The following is a 24,069-nucleotide window of genomic DNA, read 5'->3' on the forward strand; positions in this document are numbered from 1 at the left end:
CGAGGTTTCTATGAATTTACAACAAACAGCTTTTGCTATCTATGAACTTATGAAGTCATTTTCTATCTTAAAAATAACTAATTGTATGACTAGACTTCGCTTACAATTAAAAACAGAAGATATCACTAATTTACCGTTAAAAGAATTAAAAAATATTCCCAATGTCTTAGGCGTAAACTTAAATGATAATGAACTACAAATCATCTTAGGCCCTGGGAAAGTAAATGAAGTAACGGCTGAATTCAAAAAATTATATGCAAATAAAAATCTTGAAACTAATGCTCAAAATACAAATCAAGATACAAATAACGAACAAAAACAATTTGGCAATGCCGAAGAACTTCATCAACAAATCCGCAAAAAAAATGCTACACCTTTTAAATTATTATTAAAACGCATTTCTAATATCTTCATGCCACTTATACCTGCATTTATCGCTTGCGGTCTAATCACAGGATTATTAAATATCGCCTTAAAAATTGATCCTACTATCACAAACTACCCAGCAATCCAAGTTTTACAAATAGCAGGAAATGCCGTATTTTTCGGCTTAAATCTTTTTGTCGGTATCAACACCGCCAAAGAATTCCACGCTTCTCCTATGCTCGGCGGTACTATGGCAGCTATCATCACACACCCCATGCTCAACAATATCAGCCTATTTAATATAGATTTACTAGCAGGTCGCGGTGGTATCGTTGCCGTCTTATTAGTAGTAGCTTTTTCCTCATGGTTAGAAAATAAATTGCACAAAATCGTGCCAAAAATTTTAGATTTATTCTTAACACCACTACTTGTAATCTTAATCGCCACTTTCCCTGCTCTATTCATCTTACAACCTATCGGCGGTATCATCGCTGAGACTATCGGCGTACTCGTAACATCTGCAATCAATTCTGGTGGTGCTATCACTGGCTTTATCATCGGCGGTATCTTCTTGCCACTCGTTATGACAGGTCTTCACCAAGGACTCACACCTATTCATGCTGAACTGCTCAATCAATATAGTGTTACTATCCTTCTGCCTATCTTAGCTATGGCAGGAGCAGGGCAAGTCGGTGCTTCTATCGCTGTATATCTCAAAACTAAAAATCAAAAATTAAAACAAACCATAGCTTCTGCCCTTCCTGTCGGCTTTATGGGCATTGGCGAACCTTTGATTTACGGTGTAACCTTACCACTTGGCAAACCCTTCATCTCTGCTTGTATCGGCGGTGCTTTTGGTGGTGCAGTGCAAGCATTTTTCCATGTAGGTGCTACCTCCATTGGTTTATCTGGTCTACCACTCACAGCTAGCACAGACAAAATGCTTTATTATCTAATCGGACTTTTCACAGCCTATATTTTCGGCTTTATCGCCACATTAATAATCGGCTTTAACGATCCTATTGAGGAGTGATATTTTGCAAAACGGCATTTCCATTTATCTTGGCTTAGATAATACATTAGCAGAAAATTTAAATCTAATTCATCTAGCCCATAAATATAATCTCAATCGCATTTTTACCTCATTTCATATACCAGAAACAGATATTTCCCATTTCCAACAAGATTTACAGACAATTTTAGAACTCACACAGAAATATAATATGGAAGTAATCTGTGATGTATCGCCAAATACTCTAGCTTTATTAAATTTAGATACATTAAATATCCAAGAATTAACTACTCTTGGCATAACTACACTTCGCTTAGACTTTGGCTACAGTGCCGAGCAAATAGCCCAATTAAGTCATCAAAATATAAAATTACAATTCAATGCCTCAACCATCACTCAAGAATTTCTTGATGAATTAAATCATTACCAAACAGATTTCCAACATATTGATGCACTCCATAACTTTTATCCTCGTGAAGGCACAGGTCTAAACGTAAAAAAATTACAACAACAAAACGAATTACTTCATAAATATAATATTTCCGTAGGTGCTTTCATACCTAGCTATAATAAAGCTCGCTCACCAATCAAAAAAGGCTTGCCAACATTAGAAATGCACCGCTATCAAACAGCCAGCCTTGCCATGCGACATCTAAAATTACTAGGTATCGACTCCATTTTTATCGGCGATAGCCTACCTACAGAAGACGAAATCCAAGAATTAGCCAATTTAACTGATGAATATATCTTATTAAAAGCAAAAAATTTAACACAAAATAAAGATATACTAAAAACCCTACAACAAAGCACTTTCACCGCTCGCCTAGATGAAGCAGACGGAGCCATTCGCACCCAAGAAAGCAGGGCATTATTCAAACAAATATATATCTGCCCTGAATATATCGCCCCTAGAGAAATAGGCTCTATCACCTTAGATAATGCCCTTTATGCACGCTACGCAGGAGAAATGCAAATCATCACCCATGCACAAAAAAAAGATAATAAAATCAATACCATTGCTAAATTATTAGACAGCGAATTAATTTTATTACCTTATATAAAACCAAATAGCAAATTTAAAATAAAAGTTTAAATTAAATTTCTAGCTAAAAATAACAAGTTTCAAAGATTGGAGGTTGATATATTGAATATACCAAAATTAAGATTTAAAGATAATAACGGTAATGATTATCCACAATGGGAAAAGAAATTAATTAAAGATATCTTAAAAATTTATCATGGTAAAGATTATAAAAATGAACCTAATGAAAAAAAATTATATCCTGTTTTAGGAACAGGCGGAATTATTACTTATATTGATAAATTTTTATGTGATTGGGAATGTGTTCTTATCGGCAGAAAAGGAACTATCAATAAACCTCAATATATGAAAACACCTTTTTGGTCTGTAGACACGCTTTTTTATTCTAAACCTAAACTAAAACAAAATCCTAAATTTCAATATTATTTATTTCAAAATATTAATTGGAAAATTTATGATGAATCTACAGGAGTACCTAGTTTATCCGCTTCAACAATAGAACATATTAATAGATTTATTCCAACATATGCTGAACAAGAAAAAATTGCTAGTTTTTTTAGTACAATAGATAAAAAAATAGAAAACCTAACAAATACTATCACTAGCCTAGAAAATCAGAAAAAAGGTTTACTACAACAAATCTTTAGCCAAAAACTACGTTTTAAAGATAAAAACGGCAATAATTATCCTAATTGGGAAAAGAAAAAACTTGGCGACATTACTACATCTTATTCTGGTGGAACACCTTCTGTTAATGTAAAAGATTATTATAATGGAACTATTCCATTTATAAAATCAGGTGAAATTCATAATAGTTTTACTGAAACATTTATTACTGAAACTGGCTTTAATTCATCATCTGCAAAACTTGTAAAAAAAGGTGATTTATTATTTGCTCTTTATGGTGCTACAAGTGGTGATACTTCTATTTCTAAAATTAATGGTGCTATAAATCAAGCTATTTTATGTGTACGTAGTACTACATTAAATTTACATTATTTATATCAATTATTAAATTTTTATAGAAATAAACTTCTTAGTATTTATTTACAAGGTGGACAAGGTAATTTTTCTGCTACCATATTCAAAAATCTAATATTTAATTTTCCTTGTTTGGAAGAACAAACAAAAATAGCAGATTTCCTTTCAGCATTTGACCGCAAACTCGATAACCAAAAAGCCCAGCTAGAACACTGGCAACAAATAAAAAAAGGACTATTACAACAAATGTTCGTATAGTCCGATTACTTTTCTTTCATAACTAAGAAAAACACCAAAAGAACAACAATAAATAATACCAAACTTTTTCCGCATTTTAAAATTTTAATAGTAACGCCAGTCATTAAAAATCTTTAATAACACCTAACCATTTCCCGCATTTTAGCATCTTTTTACGGTAGCTATTAGCTATTGGCAAAGATAAAAATATAGCTACGCTTTTAGTTCTACTGTTTGAGCCTTGCGAGTTTTAAGCGTTGTATGCAATGATAATTTTTTCCAAAGCTAAAATTTATCTGCGGTGATTTTAACATAGTTCTTAGTGCTTTAGCACTCTAGAAATATGTTATGCAACTTGTTGTGATTTAGTTCGTTTCTTTATCACTAAAGAAATGAACAAATATCTATTTTATATTTACTTTTCTTTCATGAGCAAGAAAAGTAACAAAAGAACTCTACCTCCCGATATCAATTTTTCTTTGTCAATTATAAAACCATGACTATAACGCTCTAAACTCGCTTCGCTCAAACAGTAGAGCTAAATTCATAGTCATGGTTTTATTCTTGCCAATAGCCTACGGCTACCGCAAAATTCGCTAACGTGAGGAATATTTGGTTATTATTTTATCTTGAATATTTTTATAAATAATACGTTATTTTTCCGTATTCTAAAATTTAACTCACTACTAATAAATCTAATAGTTTAACCATTTGACATTATTTTTTTATTTTGCTATTATGATATTCATAGCTATAGTAACTAGCATGGTATCTCCCGATTTTTGGAACTATATGTTCGTGGAGTAAATATTTTAATTTACTCTATTTTTTAAGGGCACATGCAATAACACTTGCTACTCTTTGTGCAACAGCAAGAGCTCCGGCGGGAGCCTTCGCTCTTGCTTAGAAACAGTTAGATGGGTTAAACTATGTTTGCACCAACTCCTTTTGCGGGAACAGACTAACTTACTACTAAAGTAGAATTGTCTGGGAAAGGAGTGATATAATATGAATTTATTATTTTTATTGTTACTCATTCATAGTAATTTTCATATTAAGCAAATAAATATGTCAAAAGAATCTTTACAGAATAAAGTAAAATTATTTGCTTATTTATCTAAAGGAATATATTATTCTTCTATGTTTATAAAAGAAAATATATCTGATTTCCTAGATTTCCTAGATAATCTATTTTAATATATTTCTTTAGTTTATATAATATGAAAAGCCCATCTAACATCTTAAAATAATTTATTTGGAGAAATTTTATAATGATAAATAAAAATAAATTATATAGATATGATATTTCCCAATCTGCCTTATATAAGTGTCATAGCAAGAGTAAATTATCTGAATTTTTAAAAATAAACATTAAGGATATTAACAAAATTATTAAATATTATACATTTAATCTTCCTAAAAAAAATTCTTCTAAATTTCGTCAAATTTCTGCACCTCAAAAAGATTTAAAAATTCTCCAAAAAAGATTATTATATTTAATAAAAAGAATTAAACGACCATCTTGGCTATTTTCAGGAGAAATGGGTAAATGTTATTTAGACAATGGTAAATATCATCTAAAAAATTCATATGTTCTAACAATAGACATTAAATCATTTTATGAAAATTGTACAAGAAATGCCGTTTATCTTTTTTTCTTAAAAAAAATGCAAACTTCTCCCGATGTAGCTAAAATTTTAACTGATATAACAACACTTGAAAAAAAACTTCCTACTGGTACTCCAACTAGCCAACTTATAGCCTTTCATGCTTATGAAGATATGTTTAATGAAATTAATAACTTAGCTAAATCGTATAATTGTCTATTTTCTTTATATGTTGATGATATGACTTTTTCTAGTTCTAAACCTTTTGATCCTAAAATATTAACATATAAAATAAAAATTATATTACACAAATATAAACATAATTTAAGCAGTAAAAAAGTAAAATATTATTCTAAAAATATGGCTAAAGATATTACTGGTCTTATTTTAGCAAAAGATAAGCAACTCGCTATTCCCAATAGATTACAAAAAAAAATTTATGATAATTTTCTAGAAATAAAAAATTACGAAAAAATGACTATTCATGATAGAAAAATAATAAAACTAATTAACACATTAAAAGGACAACTCCAATCTGCTAAAAATATAAATCCTAATGTTTTCCCTGAGATAAGTAAAATAGTAAATTCTATAAATTATAAAATTAAATAAAAAGCCAAACATGAAATATGTTTGGCTTTTTTATATTTGTTTAAATAATTTATATTACTATTATCTAAAAAAATTTATCTAAATTCATACTTTTGTCATTTTCCCCCGCATTTTAACATCTTTTTATGATAGCTATTAGCTATTGACAAAGTAAAAAGTGCGTGAGCGGGTGATTTCTTTGGTTCGTTTCTTTGCCACTAAAGAAATGAACATATCATTTTTTTATCTCATTTATCTTTTCAACACTTAAACCTGTTACATCAGCAATAAAATTAACATCACTGCCATTTTCTAACATTTTCAATGCAATTTCTATTGCTTTATCTTCTGCACCTTTTTTTAGTCCTTCTTTTAACCCTTTTTCCAATCCTTCTTTTAGTCCCTCTTGGCGATTATATAAGATTGTAGAGTTATAATCTCTTATCGCTTTTTCTTGTATTTCATATTGACGTCTTTTTATCTCATCTTGTGAAAATACCATCTCATAATTTAAAGCTTCTTTTATTACAGGATTGTTCATAGCTATCGCCTCTCTTTGTTCATCTATACATTTAGATAAAAAATACTTCATTTTTACTATACATCAAATCATTATCTAATAAAAAAACTGTACCCTAAAATATTTTATATCCATCTTTTAGGGTACAATCCATTATTTAATAACTTTTTTCATATTAGAGTAAATATTTTCTTAATCCTTCGATTATCATCTGTTGTCCATATTTACCTTCTTCTTCAGAATGTACAGTAAATCCATGTCTTGCATTCATGAATTTTCTTACTGTTACTTCTACACCATTGTGTGCTAATCTCATCGCATAATCAATACCTTCATCACAGAGTGAATCTATTTCACAGACAAGCATCACTGTAGGTGGTAATTTACTTAATTCTTCATCACTTGCAAATATTGGTGAACAATGTGGATCTACTGACTGTTCACTAGTGCAATAACAACTATTATAAAGTACAGAAACATTTGGTGGAATAGCACCATCTATAATTGGTTTTGTATATGGATTTTTGGCAAGGTCTATTGGTGGATAATCAAGCACTTGACATTTAAACGCAAAATCGTTTGTTTCATTTGCCATCATAGCTACAACAGTTGCGATATTTCCACCAGCAGAGTGACCGCCAATTGCCATATTATGTACATCTATATGGTATTTATCATTATTTTTTACATAATAATTTACTATATCGTATACATCTTCAATACCCTGTGGCCATGGATTTTCTGGTGCTAAACCATAATCCATGCTAATTACACAGATATTCAATGTATCACTGATTGCACGAGATAATCTATCATCTTGCTCTAAAGAACCAATGACAAATCCGCCACCATGAATATCAAAATAAACTGGAAGTGGTTTATCTAAATTATTTACATCCATACCAGTTGGATAATATACACATGCTCTATATACACCATTGCGTGTATTAATTTCTTCTATCATTCCAGAAACTTTCACATCTTTTACGGATTTTTTATAATTATCCTTCATATCTTGTACTGCTTGCGGTACTTTCACAGCACTCGCCTCCCCTGTGTTATTGCTTGCAATAAAAAAAGGAACTAATAATACACATATTGCAAACATAAATTTTAAATATTTCTTCATTCTCATTTATAATCTCCTTTCTTTTAATAAATACTATATATAAATTATAATAAACAAATTTTTAGAAATCAAATTTTTATGTATAAAAAAAGGTTTTCCATGCATATTAATTACATAGAAAACCTTTTTAGTTTATATTTTTATTAAAGTTTTAATTGAGTTTTGATGCGTTCTACAGCTTTTAATGTATTTTCACGGCTACCAAATGCAGTGAGACGGAAATAGTTTTCACCAGATGGGCCAAAACCAGATCCTGGAGTACCTACGATATTTGCTTCATGAAGAAGTTTATCGAAGAAGTCCCAAGAAGTCATGCCTGCTGGTACTTTAAGCCATACATATGGAGAATTTACACCACCAAAAACAGTAAGACCAAGGCTTGCTAAACCTTCACGGATAATTTTTGCATTTTCCATGTAATAGCCAACCATTTCTTTTACTTGTTTTTGTCCTTCTTCAGTAAGTACAGCTTCTGCACCACGCTGAATGATATATGCTGTACCATTAAATTTAGTTGTATGACGACGATTCCAAAGAGGATTTAATGCTTGTTCTTTACCATCTTTTGTATAACCTTTAACAGCTTTTGGTAATACGATATAACCGCAACGAGTACCTGTGAAACCTGCTGTTTTGGAGAAAGAACGGAATTCAATAGCTACTTCTTTTGCTCCTTCGATTTCATAGATTGTATGAGGTACATCATCTTCTGTAATATAATAAGAATATGCAGCATCATATAAAATAATTGCTTTATTTTCTTTAGCATATTTAACCCATTTAGCTAATTCTTCACGGGATAAAGTTGTACCAGTTGGGTTATTAGGACTGCATAAGTAAATCATATCTACATGCTGTTTTGGAAGTTCTGGTGTGAAATTGTTTTCAGCAGTACAAGGCATATATACTACACCTTCGAAAGTACCATCTTCTTTTACAAGACCAGTACGACCAGCCATGATGTTTGTATCAAGATATACAGGATATACAGGGTCAGTAATCGCAATAGTATTATCTACACCAAAAATTTCTTGGATATTACCGCAGTCAGATTTTGCACCATCACTAACAAAAATTTCATCAGTTTCGATATCTACACCACGAGATTTATAAATTACATCACGAATTTTTTCACGTAAGAAAGCATAACCTTGTTCAGGGCCATATCCACGGAAAGTTTCTTTATTAGCCATTTCATCAACAGCTTTATGCATAGCTTCGATACTAACTTGTGGTAATGGTAATGTAACGTCACCAATACCTAAGCTAATAACTTCAGCTTCTGGATTTTCTGCTTTAAATTTTTGTACACGATGTGCAACTTCAGCAAAAAGGTAACTACCTTGCAATTTTAGATAATTTTCATTAACTAATGCCATTTATAATCCTCCTAAACTTTTTTTATTTATCACATAAATAAAATTCATTCTTATTTATTATACAGTATTTGCCATATTTAAACAATGTATACTTGTTCACTTACTTTTAAACAAAATAAAAAAGCCGTCTCTAATTCAAGATTAGAAACAGCTTTTATTTTTTATATTAGAGATTGCTTTTTGCAACTTCAACAAGTTTAGCAAATGCAGCTGCATCGTTGATGGCAACGTCAGCTAACATTTTACGGTTAACCTGAACACCAGCTTTTGTTAAACCGCAGATGAAACGGCTGTAAGACATACCGTTTGCACGAGTAGCAGCATTGATACGAGCGATCCAAAGTTTACGGAATTCACCTTTTTTCGCACGACGGTCTCTACGTGCATAGTAAAGAGCTTTCATAACGAGTTCGTTAGCTTTTTTGAACTGTTTGCTTCTAGCTCCTCTATAACCTTTAGCTAATTTTAAGATTTTTTTATGACGTGCATGAGCGGTTACGCCACTTTTTACTCTTGGCATTATTTACCCTCCTAAATTTCAACAATAAATGATTAATTAAGCGTATGGAAGCATTTTGCTTACGCGTTTATGATCAGCAGCAGTGATGATAGCTGCTTTACGTAAATTACGTTTACGTTTTGGTGATTTCTTTTCTAAGATATGGCTTTTGAAAGCTTTATTACGTTTGAATTCACCAGAACCAGTAGCTGTAAAACGTTTAGCTGCAGCTCTGCGAGTTTTAATTTTTGGCATTAGTGTTTCCTCCTTTAGTTTGCACTTTAGGTGCTAAAATCATAATCATATTTTTACCTTCAAGTTTAGGTTCGCGTTCAACAGTAACAGCTTCTTGCATTGCTTCAGCGACCTTTAATAAAAGCTCTTTACCCATTTCTGGATGAGAAAGCTCACGGCCACGGAACATGATTGTAGCTTTTACTTTATTGCCTTCGGCAATAAAACGCATAGCATTTTTAACTTTGAAGTTAAAATCGTGTGTTTCAATACCAGGGCGAAGTTTTACTTCTTTTACATTGATAACCTTCTGTTTTTTCTTCGCTTCTTTTTCACGTTTTTGTTGTTCATAGCGATATTTACCAAAGTCCATGATTCGGCAAACAGGTGGTTTTGCTTTTGGAGCAACTTCTACTAAGTCTAAATGAGCTTCTTCAGCTTTGCGAAGAGCATCTCTAGTAGACATAATTCCCAGCTGTGCACCCTGAGCATCTGTCACACGAACTTCTCTAGCGCGAATTTCGCCATTAATTCTTAAAGTTTCTTTACTAATAGAAAACACCTCATTATTTATATATTATTTTTATTATATACACAAAAAAGAGGATGACGCACGTCACCCTCTGCTATTACAAATTAAAATATACGTCAAACGTTTTTGTTTTAATTAGTAACCCTAGTGACTAGCACGCCATAAGGTGAGAAGCGGTGACTTCTTCTTGTGCAATACGTTGCATCTCAGATACAACATATGTTAATATAACATAAACTTTATATACTGTCAATAAGTTTTTTATAAATACAACTATTGTTTCTATTATTTATTATTTATTTTTATTTTGGATAAATACTTTCGATTGACTGATAAGCTAAATTGATTAAATCATTTTTAGAAATAGGATTTTTTACTAATATTGTAGTAGAGAATAATATATTATTTTTTATATAGATAGTATATATATATGATTTTTTACTATCTTTAGTAATGTAAATAATTCCCTTTTTTATAGGTATAGTTTCTATATAGTATATACCATTAATATTATTTAATATATTGTTTTTCCATTCATCAAGAAAATTATCATTATTTATATCCAATGGAATATGATGTATAGATAATATTTTATCTGTAATTGGTTTGGCTCTAAAAGTATAAATTGTATTATCTTCTGTTGTTATAGATAACGGAAATGCTCTATTTTGAAATATACTTTTTATAGGACTAGATGTATTTAGTGTAGCATTGAATAAATCATCAGAAATAGTTACAGTATTAGCCGATACTGGAACACAAAAAACAAATAATAAAAGAAATATAATAAGAATTTTTTTCATTTACAAAACTCCTTTTATTTATTCTTGGTCAATTTTTCACCTTCCTTATCCCAATATAATATAATTTTTCCATAAAATTCTTATTTGTTCTTGTCATAATAACGTATCTTATTTCTATTAATCTTTTTGCAAAATTACATTACCACACACACAACGTTTCCAAAATTCAAATACAACTCTTGTTTCTATTAATCTATCCTACCCCAGAACCTATCGGCTACAAAATGGTATTCAAATACAACTATTGTTTCTATTAATCTCAAGTTAAGCTTAAAGCTTTAGTTAACACAGATGAATTCAAATACAACTATTGTTTCTATTAATCCGAATAATCTTTTTTCTTCGTCAGCTAATTTAGCGAATTCAAATACAACTATTGTTTCTATTAATCACATCTATGGTATATTTACAGCATATATCATAGATAATTCAAATACAACTATTGTTTCTATTAATCTTATTTCCTTCTTGTATATAACAACTTCCCCACTGTATTCAAATACAACTATTGTTTCTATTAATCCCTTATTTTCTATATTAACTAAATATATCTTTTTCCATTCAAATACAACTATTGTTTCTATTAATCTCATAAATGATTTTTACCGACATTTGGTCGATAAATTCAAATACAACTATTGTTTCTATTAATCTTATGTATCTATGGTGTAACAAAAATTAAAGATATATTCAAATACAACTATTGTTTCTATTAATCATGTGTTATAAGGTGCCATTCTTTACAATTAGGGCATATTCAAATACAACTATTGTTTCTATTAATCATATTGGGGCTTTTCTTCTTGCCTGCCCCTTATCTATTCAAATACAACTATTGTTTCTATTAATCTTGCTTATACAGACGCGGGCTTTTCGGCGTATTTTAGATTCAAATACAACTATTGTTTCTATTAATCTGATTGAAAGCTGTTTTGCTGGATTTATAAAAACATTCAAATACAACTATTGTTTCTATTAATCACATGCAGTATTTTCTAATATTCCACTTAGCACAAATTCAAATACAACTATTGTTTCTATTAATCCCTATATTTATTAATATTTCTTTTTTTATTATAGTCTCTAAAGTCTTGCTATTCAAGGATATAAAAAAATTTTACCAAGTGATTTTAATTTTTATTAGTTATATAAAAAAATAGCCTATAAAGCTTATATTTCTTAGCTTTATAGGCTATTTAGTAAAAATTCACTTGGTAATTTTTATTTAATCTTGTAATGCTCCTACAAGTTCATTTACATCTTCAATATTGTGTTTTTGCATATATTCAGCAATGCCGTCAGCAATTACTTTTAAAGCTGATGGATCAATGAAGTTATGTGCTCCTACTGCTACTGCTGTTGCACCTGCAAGCAGGAATTCAATAGCATCTTCAGCATTTGTAATACCGCCCATACCGATGATTGGAATATTTACAGCTTTTGCTACTTGCCATACCATGCGAAGTGCTACAGGTTTTACAGCTGGGCCAGAAAGACCACCTGTGATATTGCCAAGTAATGGTCTTCTTGTATTGATATCTATTGCCATACCAGTCAATGTATTAATCATAGAAATAGCATCTGCACCAGCTTCTTCTACTGCTTTTGCCATTTGTACAATATCTGTTACATTTGGAGAAAGTTTTACAATTACAGTTTTCTTTGTATGCGTTTTTACTGCATGAGTTACAGCAGCTGCTGCTTTTGGATCTGTACCGAAAACGATACCGCCTTCTTTTACATTTGGACAAGAAATATTTACTTCTACAGCATCTACGCCGTCAATATCCAAACGCCATGCCATTTCCGCATATTCTTCTACAGAACCTGCGGAAATATTCACGATAACAGCTGTATTATATTTTTTAATTTTTGGTAAGATATCATAGATAAAAGCATCTACACCTGGATTTTCAAGACCGATACAGTTGAGCATACCAGCAGGAGTTTCTGCAATTCTAACACCTGGATTGCCAGCACGAGGTTTTGGTGTAACGCCTTTAGTAACGATTGCACCGATTTCATTTACATCAAGAAAATCTTCATATTCTCTACCAAATCCGAATGTTCCTGAAGCTCCCATTACAGGATTTTTTAATTCAAGATTACCAATCTTTACAGATAAATTCATCAAAATACCTCCTTAGCTTCAAAAACTGGGCCTTCTGTGCAGACTTTACGACGTTTTTTAGTGAGTTTACCTTCAAAAGTACAACCAAGACATACACCGATACCGCAAGCCATGCGTTTTTCTAATGATACTTGGCAATCAATATCATATTCATAAGCGAGTTTTGCCACGCCTTCCATCATGATATTTGGACCACAAGTATAAATACAGTCAATATTATTTTCTTTTAAGATTTCAGGCATTAACTGAATAGTGAAACCTTTAAATCCTACAGAACCATCATCTGTTGTGATATAAATTTTATCTGCATATTCTTTTAAATATTCTTCCCAGAATACTTCATCTTTATTTTTACCACCGATTAGTAAAATAGGTTTTTGGTCTTTGAGTAAGCGAGATAAATAGATAAGTGGTGCAATACCTACACCGCCACCTACGAGTAATGGTCTACCTTCTTTTAATTTAAAACCATTACCGATAGGGCCTAAGATACTGAATTCTTCGCCTTCTTTTAATCTAGCATATTCAGCTGTACCTTTACCTACGATACGATAAATTAAAGTGATCGTTCCTTCATTTTTATCTACGTCAGCAATACTGAAAGGACGACGCAAGAAATTTTCACTATGCAAAGTTTTTACATGAACAAATTGTCCAGGTTCGGCAAGATTTGCAATTTCTGGAGCTTTGATAACCATGTGTTTTACATTTTCATTTACTGCTTTGTTGAGCAAAATTGTTCCTGTTACTACAAGCTTTTTCAAAAGAAACCCTCCTATTTTTTTACACATTATACTTTATAATCATAATACTATATAACTAATTTTTTCGCAAAATTTCTAGCTAAAAATCTATAATTATATTTAATTAATTTTTCTTTGTATATTCAACTTATCTAAAATCTGTTTTGTATGTGTCGTTATATATACTCCTAATAGAATAACCACTGCCCCCAAGCATTCTTCAATAGTGATTATTTCATTTAACATTATTGCAGCTGTAACAATACCGACTATAGGCATGATATTCAAAAATATTGAAGCTGTACTGGCACCTACATTTTTTACGCCAATATTCCAAAATATCATTGCTCCTACACCACCGAGCCATACAATATATGCAAATGAAGCCATGGCTTTCCAAGACAAAGCAGGTATAAATAAACCGCAGATAAAATATCCATAGATTGCAATAAAAATTGCTCCAAATACACCTGCCCATGCTGTAACAGATAATACAGACATTTTCTTCATCACACGAATACTTAGCAAACAATAAATCGCCCAACTAGTCTGAGCTACGAAAAATAATATATCCCCTAAATTAAATGAAATATGTAAAATAGCATCTAAATTGCCATTGCTGATCAAATACAATGCTCCTGATATAGAAATAATTATTCCTAACCATTGCAGTAATGCCAATCTTTCACGCAAAAATATAAATGCCAACAAAGAAGTAACCGCTGGTGTAAGTGCCGCAATCAATGTAGCATTAGCTACGGTGGAATACTGTAGCCCCGTAAATTGTGAACCATTATTCAAACTAACACCTGTTAATCCCATAATCATAAGTGGTAACCAACAACTTTTCGGCGGTATAAAATCCTTTTTATGTGTAATTTTCATCAATAAAAATAAGGTAGCACTGAGTAGTAAATATCGGAAAGATACTAAAGTAGGTGGGTTCATCTCCGCTACAATAAATTTCACCACTACAGGCTGAAAACCCCATAAAATCCCAGCTAAAGATAATAATACATAAGCCTTATTCTTCAAAATAACATCTCCATTTAACTAAAAACCTAAGTCATCATTATAACATATCCCCATAACTAGATTAAATACAAAATATATTCTAATATTTATCACTATGCTATAATAAGTTATTATTACTTTTCTTTTATGAACAAAGATTATTCATTTTTCTTTTATATAAAAGAAAAACGAAGCAAAAAGAAAAATCCCGCGATATTGATTTTATCTTTATCAATAGCTTTCAGCTACCGTAAAAATCTGCTAACGCGGGTATGTTTTGTATTATTCTTATATCATATATAAGAAAATAATATATACTATTTATTTCTCAAATTATAAATCTTATCTGCGGGATTTTTAACGTAATTTTTATTATTTTTAGCATTTTAAAAATATGTTATGCTATTTGTTATGATTTAGTTTATTTTTTATACAAAGGAAAAATGAATTTTATAATTCTTAGGAGGGATATTTTTTTATGTATGATTTAGCGTTAAAAAATGGTTTTATTGTTAATGAAAATGAAATCTATCTAGGAAATATTTATATACAAGATGAGAAAATTGCTGAAATTTCTTTAGCTGATAAACCTGCTAATAAAGTTTATGATGTAACTGGCAAATATCTTTTACCTGGCTGTATTGATACGCATTGTCATTTTCGTGATCCTGGAACTACTGCTAAAGAAGATTTTACAACTGGTACACAAGCAGCTATTGCTGGTGGCGTAACTACTGTATTTGATATGCCCAATACTAATCCTTCTGTTTTAAATGAACAAGATTTATTGCAAAAAGCAAATTATTTTGCTCCTAAAGCTTTTGCTGATTATGGCATCTGGGGACTTTCTTTAGGTGAAATCAATCTTTGTGATTTACCTAGACTCTGTGAAGCCGGTGCTAGTGCTGTAAAATTTTTCTGGGGATATGCTATAAATGCCAAGACTAAAGCTTTAATTTATAATTATGATCCTAAAGATGAAGATATTATCCCACCTCTTGGCGACGGTGAAGTCTATGAAATCTTTGAACAAATGGCAAAAACAGGTAAAATAATCGCTATTCATGCTGAAAATATCGAATTAATCCAGACTTTAACTAAACGTCTTCAACAATCTAGCAGAAAAGATTATGAAGCTTTAATCCAATCTCGACCAGCTCTAGCCGAAGCTTTGACTATTCAAACAGCTAGTCTACTTGCTAAAACCACTGGTGCTAGACTTCATATTCTTCATTTGACTTCTAAAATGGGAATGGAAGCAGTAGCTCAAGCAAAGGCTAATGGCGTAAATATAACTGCTGAAACTTGCCCGCAATATCTATTTTTATCTGCTAAAGATTATGATAGTGTAGGACCAATGATGAAAGTATATCCTGTCATCAAACATGAAGAAGATAGAGTTGCACTTTGGCAAGGATTGAAAAATGGCACTATAGATTTTATTGCTTCTGACCATGCACCGCATATCATCAGTGAAAAACAAGGTGATTTATTCTCTATTCCTGCTGGCATGTGCGGGGTAGAAACTATGCTTCCATTAATGCTCAATGAAGTAAATAATGGTCATATCACTTTACCTTTCTTGGTGAAAGTCATGGCTAAAAATGTAGCTACTATCTATAATTTACCAAATAAAGGTAATTTAGAAATCGGTAAAGATGCCGATATTGTGGTTGTCGATATGAATAAAATCGATACTATTGAAAATGAAAAACTTCACAGTAAACAACCTCTTACTGCTTTTGCTGGTAGAAAAATCAAAGGCTGGCCAATTAAAACATTTTTACGCGGTCAATTAGTTGTAGATAATAATAAAATCTGCCAAGATAAAGCTTGTGGAAAATGGATAAAATAATTAAATTTTAAAACAAAAAGCTCTTAATAGTTAAAAACTATTAAGAGCTTTTATTTTTATTAATTACTGAGCTTTTGTTTTGATTTCTTCAAGAAGATTATTGATGAATGTATCAGTATCCATTGTAACAGTATCTTTTTCACGGCGTTTACGAACAGAAATATTTTTATTTTCTAATTCAGATTCACCTACGATAATGCTGTATGGAATTTTTTTAACTTGAGCTTCACGGATTTTATAACCGATTTTTTCATTGCGGTCATCAACTTCTACGCGAATGCCGAGGTCAAACATTTTGCGTTTGATTTCATAAGCATAATCAACATATTTATCGCTGATAGGTAAGATTTTAACCTGTACAGGAGCAAGCCAAGCAGGGAATGCACCAGCATAGTTTTCAATCAAGATACCGATAAAACGTTCGATACTTCCGTATACTACACGGTGAATCATTACTGGACGATGTTTCTGACCATCTTCACCGATATAAGTGAGGTCGAATTTTTCAGGCATTAACATATCAAGCTGAATTGTACCGCACTGCCAAGTACGACCGATAGAGTCAGTTAAATGGAAGTCGATTTTTGGACCATAGAAAGCTCCATCGCCTTCGTTGATAACATATTTAAGACCACGATGTTCAAGTGCATTTCTAAGTGCATTAGTTGCAGTTTCCCAAACTTCATCAGAACCCATGGAATCTTCAGGACGTGTGCTGAGTTCTGCATGATAAGTTAAACCAAATGTACTATAAACTTTATCGAATAAGTCAATAACTTTTTGAATTTCGCCTTCAATTTGGCTAGGTAACATGAAGATATGAGCATCATCTTGTGTAAAGTTACGTACACGCATTAAACCATGTAATGCACCAGATAATTCATGACGATGTACAAGACCAAGTTCACCGAGACGAAGTGGTAAATCACGATAGCTATGTTGCTGTGTTAAATATACAAGCATACCACCTGGGCAGTTCATTGGTTTGATTGCATAATCTTCATCATCAATTTTAGTGAAGTACATATTTTCTTTATAATGATCCCAGTGACCAGAAGTTTCCCAAAGTTTACGATTTAAAATCATTGGAGTTTTAATTTCTTGGTAACCGAATTGACGATGAATTTCACGCCAGTAGTTAATAAGTTCGTTTCTGATTACCATACCATTTGGATGGAAGAATGGGAAGCCTGGACCTTCTTCATGTAAGCTGAATAAATCAAGTTCTTTACCGAGTTTACGGTGATCGCGTTTAGCTGCTTCTTCAAGCATTTTTAAATAAGCATCTAAATCAGCTTGTTTTTCAAATGCTGTACCATAGATACGTTGAAGCATTTTATTTTTTTCACTGCCACGCCAATAAGCACCAGCAACGGATTGTAATTTTATTGCTTTTACTTTACCTGTAGATACTACGTGTGGGCCTGCACAAAGATCAGTGAATTCACCTTGACTGTACATAGTGATCATAGCATCTTCTGGTAAATCATTGATTAATTCTACTTTATAACTTTCGCCTTCAGCATTGAAGAAATCAAGTGCTTCTTGACGAGTAACTTCTTTACGTACAATTGCTAAATTTTCTTTAACAATTTTTTTCATTTCTTTTTCAATTTTCGCTAAATCTTCAGTGCTGAGCTGATGATCCATATCGAAATCATAGTAGAAACCATTGTCAATTGCAGGGCCAATTGCAAGTTTTACATTTTTATCGCCATAAAGACGTTTTACAGCTTGAGCTAAAATATGAGAAGCACTATGACGAAGTGCCCAACGACCATCTTCATCTTCAAAAGTTAAGATTTCTACTTGATGATCTCCATCTATAACAGTCATTAAATCTTTAGTTTCTCCATCAATTTTGCAAGCTAAAGCTTTTTTTGCTAAAGAATTACTAAAGGATTTTACAAAATCAAGAACAGTAGTGCCTTCAGCTACTTCACGAACAGCACCATCTTTTAATGTGATATTTGCCATTTTTTATTAACCTCCTAAAAAATAAAAAGCCTCCATCCCAAAACTAGGGACGAGGCTTGTAGTTCGCGGTTCCACCCTGTTTGCCATAAAATATGACCAACTCAAAAATGATAACGGAATTTCTCCGGTAAAACTTAATAAATAAATCTAAATTTATAGTTCAGCTCTACAGTTTGAAAGTGGTAATTAAAGAGTACGTTTAAGAAGTTTCCAGCCTCGACTTCTCTCTCTGTAAACATATAGTTCTTTAATCATGTCTTTCGCATTACTTTTATATCTTTATGATGTTCTCATTATAATAAACCAATTTACCAATGTCAAGAGCTCAAATCCTTCAATATTTAAATTTAAAATACAAAAAAATACAAAATAAAATATATCTATAATATTTTATCACTGTATAATAATATTCATTTTAATCTAAATTTAATCTTACCTTTAATCAATTTTTAATCTAATGAGATTATACTTTATTTATAACTCAATAAAGTTATATAAGTTTTTGCTCTCCGATAGGTTTTCTCTCCCTATCGGCTTTTTTTTATTTTCATGATATACATATACAAATTTAAAATAATTCATATATACTATAAATAAAGGAGATGTTACCATGTTTTTTAATGTAAATAAATTAAATTGGACTCGAAAACCATCATCATACACCATAACTAATGATAAAATCGAAATCATAACTTCACCGCATACTGATTTATGGCAAAGAACATATTATCATTTCAGAAATGATAATGCTCCTGTACTTCAAATAAATACAAGTGAAGAATTTTTTTCTTTTATTGTTAAAACAGATTTTGATAGCAAGATACGATTTGACCAATGTGGTATAGTTGTGTACCTAAATAGTGAAAATTGGCTCAAAGCTTCTGTTGAATATGAAAACGAAGAAATTCAACATCTAGGCAGTGTCGTTACTAACAAAGGTTATTCCGATTGGGCAACAACTGTCATTAATAGTTCTATAAAATCCATTTGGTATAGATTAAGTCGCCGAAAAGATGATTTTCGCATAGAATGTTCTTTTGATGGCATAAATTATGAACAAATGCGTGTATGTCATCTTTGGGAAGCTTCTGGTGATATCCAGTTTGGCATCTACGCTTGTAGCCCAGAAAATTCTTCATTTAAAGCTACATTCACTGATTTTAAAATGACTGAATGTGTTTGGCAAGCCCATGATGGTCAACAACCTGATGAAGATTTAGCTGATTAAAGGAATGTTATTTTATGAATACAAATACATTTATCGCTAAAAATTTAAATACGCTCATTGATTTTCTAGCTAAAAGAGATTTGACTGCACTTTCAACTGAGAATTTACAACAAAAGTATAATTTATCGCAAGTAGATTTACTGATTTTATTCGGTGGTTCTATTCCTGAAGGTGCTGATGTATTTGCTAAAGCTCATCAACAGAACATAGCTAAAAATTACCTTTTAGTCGGCGGAGCTGGTCATACTACAGAAGCACTCCGCAAAAAAATGCAATCATCTTTAGTCGATATAGATATCTCCACTAAATCAGAAGCAGAAATCTTTGCTCTTTATCTAAAAAACAAATACAATATCGCAGATTGTCTACTTGAAACTAAATCGACTAATTGCGGTAATAATATCACTAATACTCTAGAACTTTTAAAAAATCTAGATTTAAAACCCAAATCCATCATTTTTATGCAAGATGCCACTATGCAAAATCGCATGGATGCAGGTTTTCGAAAATATTGTCCTTGTGATACTACTTTGATCAATTATGCCACCTATAAAGTTCATTTCACTGTTCAAAATGATAAATTATGCCTAAAACAAAATAATATCTGGCAAATGTGGCATATCGATAAATATATTGAACTACTCATGGGAGAAATACCTCGTCTTACAGATAATATCAATGGTTATGGCCCTAAAGGTAAAGACTTTATCGCTCATGTAGATATACCGCAAGAAGTCCATAGTGCTTATCAATATCTCTATCAACATTTAAATATAAAATCTCGTCAAGCAAATCCGCTTTATGCTACAAAATAAAGAAAGTGTCTACTAATTATATTTTTATCATATTAACAAAATATAATTTAGTAGACACTTTTTTTAAGCTAAAATCTCTGTCAAAGCATCAATTAATTCATCATTTTCTTCACGAGTTCGCACTGCAAAACGCACGAAATACTCATTTAATCCAGGATAATTTTCACAATTGCGAATAGCTATGCCATATGATAATAATTTTGCTTTAAATTCATTTGCTGTCATATTCGTTTTTTCTATATTCACTAAAATAAAATTAACAGTTGGCTCATATACTTTCAACTTATCAAAATTAGATAATTCTTCATATAAATAATTTATTTCCGTTCTCGTATATGTTCTACTGCGACGCTGATATACTTTATCTTCCAAAGCCACCATACCTGCAACTTGTGCTAAAGTATTTACATTCCATGGGTCTTTTGCCTGATACAGTGGATCTAAAACTTCATGGTCTGTAGCTGCAAAGCCTAGACGAAGTCCAGGTAATGCATAAAATTTAGTTAAAGAATGCAATACAAATAAATTATGATATTTTTCCACTAGAGGAAGCACAGAAAAAGCCTCACTAGTTTTGATAAAATCCATAAAAGACTCATCAACAACTACAAAACAGCCATTATTTTCAGCATGTTCAATCAAAAGCTCCATATCTTCTACAGTATATAATGTACCTGTTGGATTATTAGGATTGCCGATAAATAAAATATCATTGCCCTTTATATTTACGATTAAATCCCTCATTGGAGAATTAAATTCCTGTTTTTCAGATAGCATCACATAATTTATATTTGCTCCTGAAGCTTTTGCTGCTCGTTCATATTCGCTAAATCCTGGCGATATAATCAAAGCATTTTTAGGCTTTAAGATATGACAAAGCGTATACAATAATTCTACTGCACCATTGCCTACAATGACTTTATCTGCACTAATACCATATGTATCAGCGATTTTGCCACAAAGTTCTCTAGCATCTGGCTCTGGATAATGAATTATATCATCTATATGTTCGACAATTGCTTTTCTTATATTTTTTGATAATCCATAAGGATTTATATTAGCACTGAAATCTATGATTTTATCTAAATTTTCCTGTGCCATTATTTTTTTCAAATCTCCACCATGCTCAAACTTTTGCATAATTTACTCTCTTTCTATGATAATTCCACCAGAAATCATTTTTACTAAATTTAAATAATGTAAATCAAAACATTCACTCAATATCTTTTGTTTACATTCTTCAACTATCTCATCATCACAATCATCATTAAATAATACGCCGATGACTGTACCACTATGAGCGACATTTACACCAATTGCTTGATAGCCCTCTGATATTATCATGATATCTTCTAACTGCTTTTTATATAATATTTTTTGATTAGCATACGCACTCATAACGCAAGCTTTACCAATATATTTATTGTTTTTTTCTTTAAAGCCAATACGCAAACAATCCAAAGCTTCTTTGATAACATTTTCATTTTCTCGATATAATTTTTTTAAATCCTTGCGACGATTAAATGATAAGGTATCTACTTTACCACCACAATCAAACATCAAGATTTTGATTTTTGGTGCTAAACCTAGATGCTCTAAAACTTGACCATTTAAATGATTATATCTGACAATTCCCTTACAGAAAATACCATCTGTAGGCTCAATGCTCGTAGCAATCTTCGATATTTCATCTTGAGACAACTGTCTTTTACAAGAAAGGGCTGTCAATTGACAAATGCTCGCAATATCTGCACTACTTGAAGCCATGCCCTTTCCAGTCAACAATTCTGTAGTTAAACAAAATTTTGCATAAGATTTAGTGCCTAGATAATCAAGAGTTTTATTACGTGCTAAACGAGCTTTATATGGTAAATAAGAAAAATATTTTGTTATACTCGCCTTGGTATACATTGAAATCGGACAAGTAACTAAAAAAGGTATATCATCAATCATGCCTTGTACTAATTCGCCACAAGAACCCGGTATTTTAACACTAAGACTCATGCAAACAATTCCCCTTAACCAATAATAAATTTATCTTCAGGATAGCGAATTTTATTTTTCTTCTTGCGAATAACAAGAGCCATCGCAAAAGAAATAATCCCAATTCGTCCCATTAACATCACAAAAATAATTACAATTCTACTAGAAGCATCCATTTCATTTATCGTTCCTGTAGGTAAACCTACAGTAGCAAACATGGATACAGATTCAAATAAAATTTTAGACAAAGCAATATCTTCTGTCAAACATAAAAACATCGACATCAAAAATACTACAATCGCACTGACAAAGAAAATACTCATCGCACGGAAAATGACTATCGGTGGTACAGTTCGCTCAAAGATAACTACATCTTCTCTACCGCGAATAAGTGACCAAATGGCAGCGAAGATAACAGCTATAGTAGTAGTTTTAATACCGCCACCTGTTGAAGCTGGTGAACCGCCTATAAACATCAAAAACATGATCAATAATAAACTAGGCTCAGTCAATGAACCTATATCGAGCATAGAAAATCCAGATGTTCTAGCCATCGAAGCCATAAAAGTACTTACCATGATTTTATCAAATATACCTAAATCGCCCAAAGTATTTTGATTGCCATATTCCAAGATAAAAATAAATACACTACCTGTAACAATCAAAAAGCAGGTGGTAACAAGTACAAGCTTACTGTTAATACTTAATTTTTGCCATTTACGTTTTTGATAAACATCTAACAATACTGCAAATCCCAATCCACCACAAACAACTTCTACTAATAATACTAAATTAAAAAATGGATGAAAAATATAATCTGCAAAATTATTTCCGCCTAAAATATCAAAGCCTGCATTGCAAAAAGCTGATATCGAATGCCAAAAACCAAAATATATAGCTGTAAGCATATTATAATCTTGACAAAAAATCATGGTTAAGATTACGCCACCTACAAATTCAAAGACGAAAGTCATCTTCACAATACTGATTACAAGTCGTACTACACCAGCCACCGACCATCTTTGCAATGATTCTTGAATCAATAATCTATCACGCAATTGAATGCGTTTCCCCATGACCACTGCCAAAATGGTAGTTATCGTCATGATACCCAATGCACCTATTTGCACCAAAATAATAACTATCATCTGTCCAAATATCGAAAAATTATCACCCAGATTAAATATAGATACACCTGATACACATACTGCTGAAGCAGACATAAATAAAGCATCAACAAAACTCAATGGCTCTATATTCACTACTGTAATCGGCAACATCAATAATAATGTACCCGTTAAGATAATTAAGCCGTAACTACATAAAACAATCTGATATGGATTTAATTTTCTAACATATTTCATCATTTTAATTTAAACCTAATACTCATA

At 31.4% G+C, this 24,069-nt stretch carries 21 protein-coding genes, 1 CRISPR repeat array and 1 other annotated feature; of the genes, 7 read left to right on the forward strand and 14 right to left on the reverse strand.

Features of this window, described 5'->3' with window-relative positions; genetic code table 11:
• The first annotated feature begins 10 nt into the window (after positions 1–10).
• The 4 genes from Q5I67_RS00110 (at position 11) to Q5I67_RS00125 (ending at position 5,857) form a co-directional block, all read left to right on the forward strand.
• On the forward strand, positions 11–1,399 hold the full coding sequence (locus tag Q5I67_RS00110) for a PTS transporter subunit EIIC (RefSeq protein WP_302485971.1): 1,389 nt from the start codon (positions 11–13) through the stop codon (positions 1,397–1,399).
• A 4-nt stretch (positions 1,400–1,403) separates the two neighbouring features.
• Positions 1,404–2,471 (forward strand): DUF871 domain-containing protein, encoded by a 1,068-nt coding sequence (locus Q5I67_RS00115; RefSeq protein ID WP_302485972.1) that lies wholly within the window; start codon positions 1,404–1,406, stop codon positions 2,469–2,471.
• Positions 2,472–2,522: 51 nt separating this feature from the next.
• Positions 2,523–3,659: a restriction endonuclease subunit S gene (locus Q5I67_RS00120; protein WP_302485973.1), complete on the forward strand. Its 1,137-nt coding sequence runs from the start codon at positions 2,523–2,525 to the stop codon at positions 3,657–3,659.
• Positions 3,660–4,909: 1,250 nt separating this feature from the next.
• The gene (locus Q5I67_RS00125; RefSeq protein WP_302485974.1) at positions 4,910–5,857 is read left to right on the forward strand and encodes a reverse transcriptase family protein; all 948 of its coding nucleotides are present in this window, start codon (positions 4,910–4,912) and stop codon (positions 5,855–5,857) included.
• 214 nt (positions 5,858–6,071) lie between these two features.
• Here the strand turns inward: Q5I67_RS00125 and Q5I67_RS00130 are convergent, their stop codons facing one another.
• The 10 genes from Q5I67_RS00130 to Q5I67_RS00175 form a co-directional block, all read right to left on the reverse strand.
• A complete protein-coding gene (locus Q5I67_RS00130; RefSeq protein ID WP_302485975.1) occupies positions 6,072–6,428 on the reverse strand; it encodes a hypothetical protein in 357 nt (118 codons plus the stop codon).
• Between the two features lie 103 nt (positions 6,429–6,531).
• Entirely contained in the window at positions 6,532–7,395 is an 864-nt protein-coding gene (locus Q5I67_RS00135; protein ID WP_302485976.1) for an alpha/beta hydrolase, read from the reverse strand.
• 233 nt (positions 7,396–7,628) lie between these two features.
• Complete coding sequence (locus Q5I67_RS00140; protein WP_296922283.1) at positions 7,629–8,864, reverse strand: LL-diaminopimelate aminotransferase; 1,236 nt, start codon at positions 8,862–8,864, stop codon at positions 7,629–7,631.
• Positions 8,865–9,030: 166 nt separating this feature from the next.
• Positions 9,031–9,384, reverse strand: a complete 354-nt coding sequence (gene rplT, locus Q5I67_RS00145; protein WP_008538460.1) for a 50S ribosomal protein L20 — start codon at positions 9,382–9,384, stop codon at positions 9,031–9,033.
• Positions 9,385–9,420: 36 nt separating this feature from the next.
• Positions 9,421–9,618: a 50S ribosomal protein L35 gene (gene rpmI / locus Q5I67_RS00150; RefSeq protein WP_008538462.1), complete on the reverse strand. Its 198-nt coding sequence runs from the start codon at positions 9,616–9,618 to the stop codon at positions 9,421–9,423.
• On the reverse strand, positions 9,605–10,159 hold the full coding sequence (infC, locus tag Q5I67_RS00155) for a translation initiation factor IF-3 (RefSeq protein ID WP_296922279.1): 555 nt from the start codon (positions 10,157–10,159) through the stop codon (positions 9,605–9,607). Before infC ends, rpmI begins: the two co-directional genes overlap by 14 nt.
• A 26-nt stretch (positions 10,160–10,185) precedes the next feature.
• Positions 10,186–10,324, reverse strand: a sequence feature (ribosomal protein L20 leader region).
• 107 nt (positions 10,325–10,431) lie between these two features.
• Complete coding sequence (locus tag Q5I67_RS00160; RefSeq protein WP_302485977.1) at positions 10,432–10,932, reverse strand: hypothetical protein; 501 nt, start codon at positions 10,930–10,932, stop codon at positions 10,432–10,434.
• Between the two features lie 93 nt (positions 10,933–11,025).
• Positions 11,026–11,978: direct repeats of the CRISPR family, unit length 30 nt; unit sequence ATTCAAATACAACTATTGTTTCTATTAATC.
• Positions 11,979–12,157: 179 nt separating this feature from the next.
• Positions 12,158–13,063: a dihydroorotate dehydrogenase gene (locus Q5I67_RS00165; RefSeq protein ID WP_296898873.1), complete on the reverse strand. Its 906-nt coding sequence runs from the start codon at positions 13,061–13,063 to the stop codon at positions 12,158–12,160.
• Positions 13,063–13,827 (reverse strand): dihydroorotate dehydrogenase electron transfer subunit, encoded by a 765-nt coding sequence (locus tag Q5I67_RS00170; protein ID WP_302485978.1) that lies wholly within the window; start codon positions 13,825–13,827, stop codon positions 13,063–13,065. The genes Q5I67_RS00165 and Q5I67_RS00170 overlap by 1 nt, the downstream gene beginning before the upstream one ends.
• 99 nt (positions 13,828–13,926) lie before the next feature.
• A complete protein-coding gene (locus Q5I67_RS00175; protein WP_302485979.1) occupies positions 13,927–14,841 on the reverse strand; it encodes a DMT family transporter in 915 nt (304 codons plus the stop codon).
• Positions 14,842–15,298: 457 nt separating this feature from the next.
• Here Q5I67_RS00175 and Q5I67_RS00180 point away from each other — a divergent pair, with 457 nt between their 5' ends.
• Entirely contained in the window at positions 15,299–16,675 is a 1,377-nt protein-coding gene (locus Q5I67_RS00180) for a dihydroorotase family protein (RefSeq protein ID WP_302485980.1), read from the forward strand.
• A 63-nt stretch (positions 16,676–16,738) separates the two neighbouring features.
• On the opposite strand, the gene thrS is transcribed toward Q5I67_RS00180, so the two are convergent.
• Positions 16,739–18,652 carry a threonine--tRNA ligase gene (thrS, locus tag Q5I67_RS00185; RefSeq protein WP_302485981.1) on the reverse strand — a complete coding sequence of 638 codons (1,914 nt, stop codon included), beginning with the start codon at positions 18,650–18,652 and terminating at the stop codon, positions 16,739–16,741.
• Positions 18,653–19,262: 610 nt separating this feature from the next.
• On the opposite strand from thrS, the gene Q5I67_RS00190 reads away from it, so the two are divergent.
• Both Q5I67_RS00190 and Q5I67_RS00195 read left to right on the forward strand, forming a co-directional pair.
• On the forward strand, positions 19,263–19,880 hold the full coding sequence (locus Q5I67_RS00190; RefSeq protein ID WP_302485982.1) for a DUF1349 domain-containing protein: 618 nt from the start codon (positions 19,263–19,265) through the stop codon (positions 19,878–19,880).
• A 14-nt stretch (positions 19,881–19,894) separates the two neighbouring features.
• A complete protein-coding gene (locus Q5I67_RS00195) occupies positions 19,895–20,695 on the forward strand; it encodes an ElyC/SanA/YdcF family protein (RefSeq protein ID WP_302485983.1) in 801 nt (266 codons plus the stop codon).
• A 63-nt stretch (positions 20,696–20,758) separates the two neighbouring features.
• Here the strand turns inward: Q5I67_RS00195 and cobD are convergent, their stop codons facing one another.
• The 3 genes from cobD to Q5I67_RS00210 are packed head-to-tail and all read right to left on the reverse strand — an operon-like array spanning position 20,759 to position 24,045.
• Complete coding sequence (gene cobD, locus Q5I67_RS00200; protein WP_302485984.1) at positions 20,759–21,835, reverse strand: threonine-phosphate decarboxylase CobD; 1,077 nt, start codon at positions 21,833–21,835, stop codon at positions 20,759–20,761.
• Between the two features lie 3 nt (positions 21,836–21,838).
• Positions 21,839–22,699 carry a hypothetical protein gene (locus Q5I67_RS00205; protein WP_296898857.1) on the reverse strand — a complete coding sequence of 287 codons (861 nt, stop codon included), beginning with the start codon at positions 22,697–22,699 and terminating at the stop codon, positions 21,839–21,841.
• A 14-nt stretch (positions 22,700–22,713) separates the two neighbouring features.
• Positions 22,714–24,045, reverse strand: coding sequence for a TrkH family potassium uptake protein (locus tag Q5I67_RS00210; protein WP_302485985.1), 1,332 nt, complete (start codon positions 24,043–24,045; stop codon positions 22,714–22,716).
• Between the last annotated feature and the right edge of the window lie 24 nt (positions 24,046–24,069).

It is taken from the genome of uncultured Megamonas sp., from assembly GCF_958438645.1.
In the GTDB taxonomy this organism is placed as follows: Bacteria; Bacillota; Negativicutes; order Selenomonadales; family Selenomonadaceae; genus Megamonas.

Bases quoted from the DNA above. Each gene is read 5' to 3' on its own strand.
- Q5I67_RS00110 (WP_302485971.1), top strand. From the start codon at position 11: ATGAATTTACAACAAACAGCTTTTGCTATCTATGAACTTATGAAGTCA.
- Q5I67_RS00125 (WP_302485974.1), top strand. From the start codon at position 4,910: ATGATAAATAAAAATAAATTATATAGATATGATATTTCCCAATCTGCC.
- Q5I67_RS00130 (WP_302485975.1), bottom strand. From the start codon at position 6,428: ATGAAGTATTTTTTATCTAAATGTATAGATGAACAAAGAGAGGCGATA.
- Q5I67_RS00140 (WP_296922283.1), bottom strand. From the start codon at position 8,864: ATGGCATTAGTTAATGAAAATTATCTAAAATTGCAAGGTAGTTACCTT.
- rplT (WP_008538460.1), bottom strand. From the start codon at position 9,384: ATGCCAAGAGTAAAAAGTGGCGTAACCGCTCATGCACGTCATAAAAAA.
- rpmI (WP_008538462.1), bottom strand. From the start codon at position 9,618: ATGCCAAAAATTAAAACTCGCAGAGCTGCAGCTAAACGTTTTACAGCT.
- Q5I67_RS00160 (WP_302485977.1), bottom strand. From the start codon at position 10,932: ATGAAAAAAATTCTTATTATATTTCTTTTATTATTTGTTTTTTGTGTT.
- Q5I67_RS00165 (WP_296898873.1), bottom strand. From the start codon at position 13,063: ATGAATTTATCTGTAAAGATTGGTAATCTTGAATTAAAAAATCCTGTA.
- Q5I67_RS00180 (WP_302485980.1), top strand. From the start codon at position 15,299: ATGTATGATTTAGCGTTAAAAAATGGTTTTATTGTTAATGAAAATGAA.
- thrS (WP_302485981.1), bottom strand. From the start codon at position 18,652: ATGGCAAATATCACATTAAAAGATGGTGCTGTTCGTGAAGTAGCTGAA.
- Q5I67_RS00190 (WP_302485982.1), top strand. From the start codon at position 19,263: ATGTTTTTTAATGTAAATAAATTAAATTGGACTCGAAAACCATCATCA.
- Q5I67_RS00195 (WP_302485983.1), top strand. From the start codon at position 19,895: ATGAATACAAATACATTTATCGCTAAAAATTTAAATACGCTCATTGAT.
- cobD (WP_302485984.1), bottom strand. From the start codon at position 21,835: ATGCAAAAGTTTGAGCATGGTGGAGATTTGAAAAAAATAATGGCACAG.
- Q5I67_RS00205 (WP_296898857.1), bottom strand. From the start codon at position 22,699: ATGAGTCTTAGTGTTAAAATACCGGGTTCTTGTGGCGAATTAGTACAA.
- Q5I67_RS00210 (WP_302485985.1), bottom strand. From the start codon at position 24,045: ATGATGAAATATGTTAGAAAATTAAATCCATATCAGATTGTTTTATGT.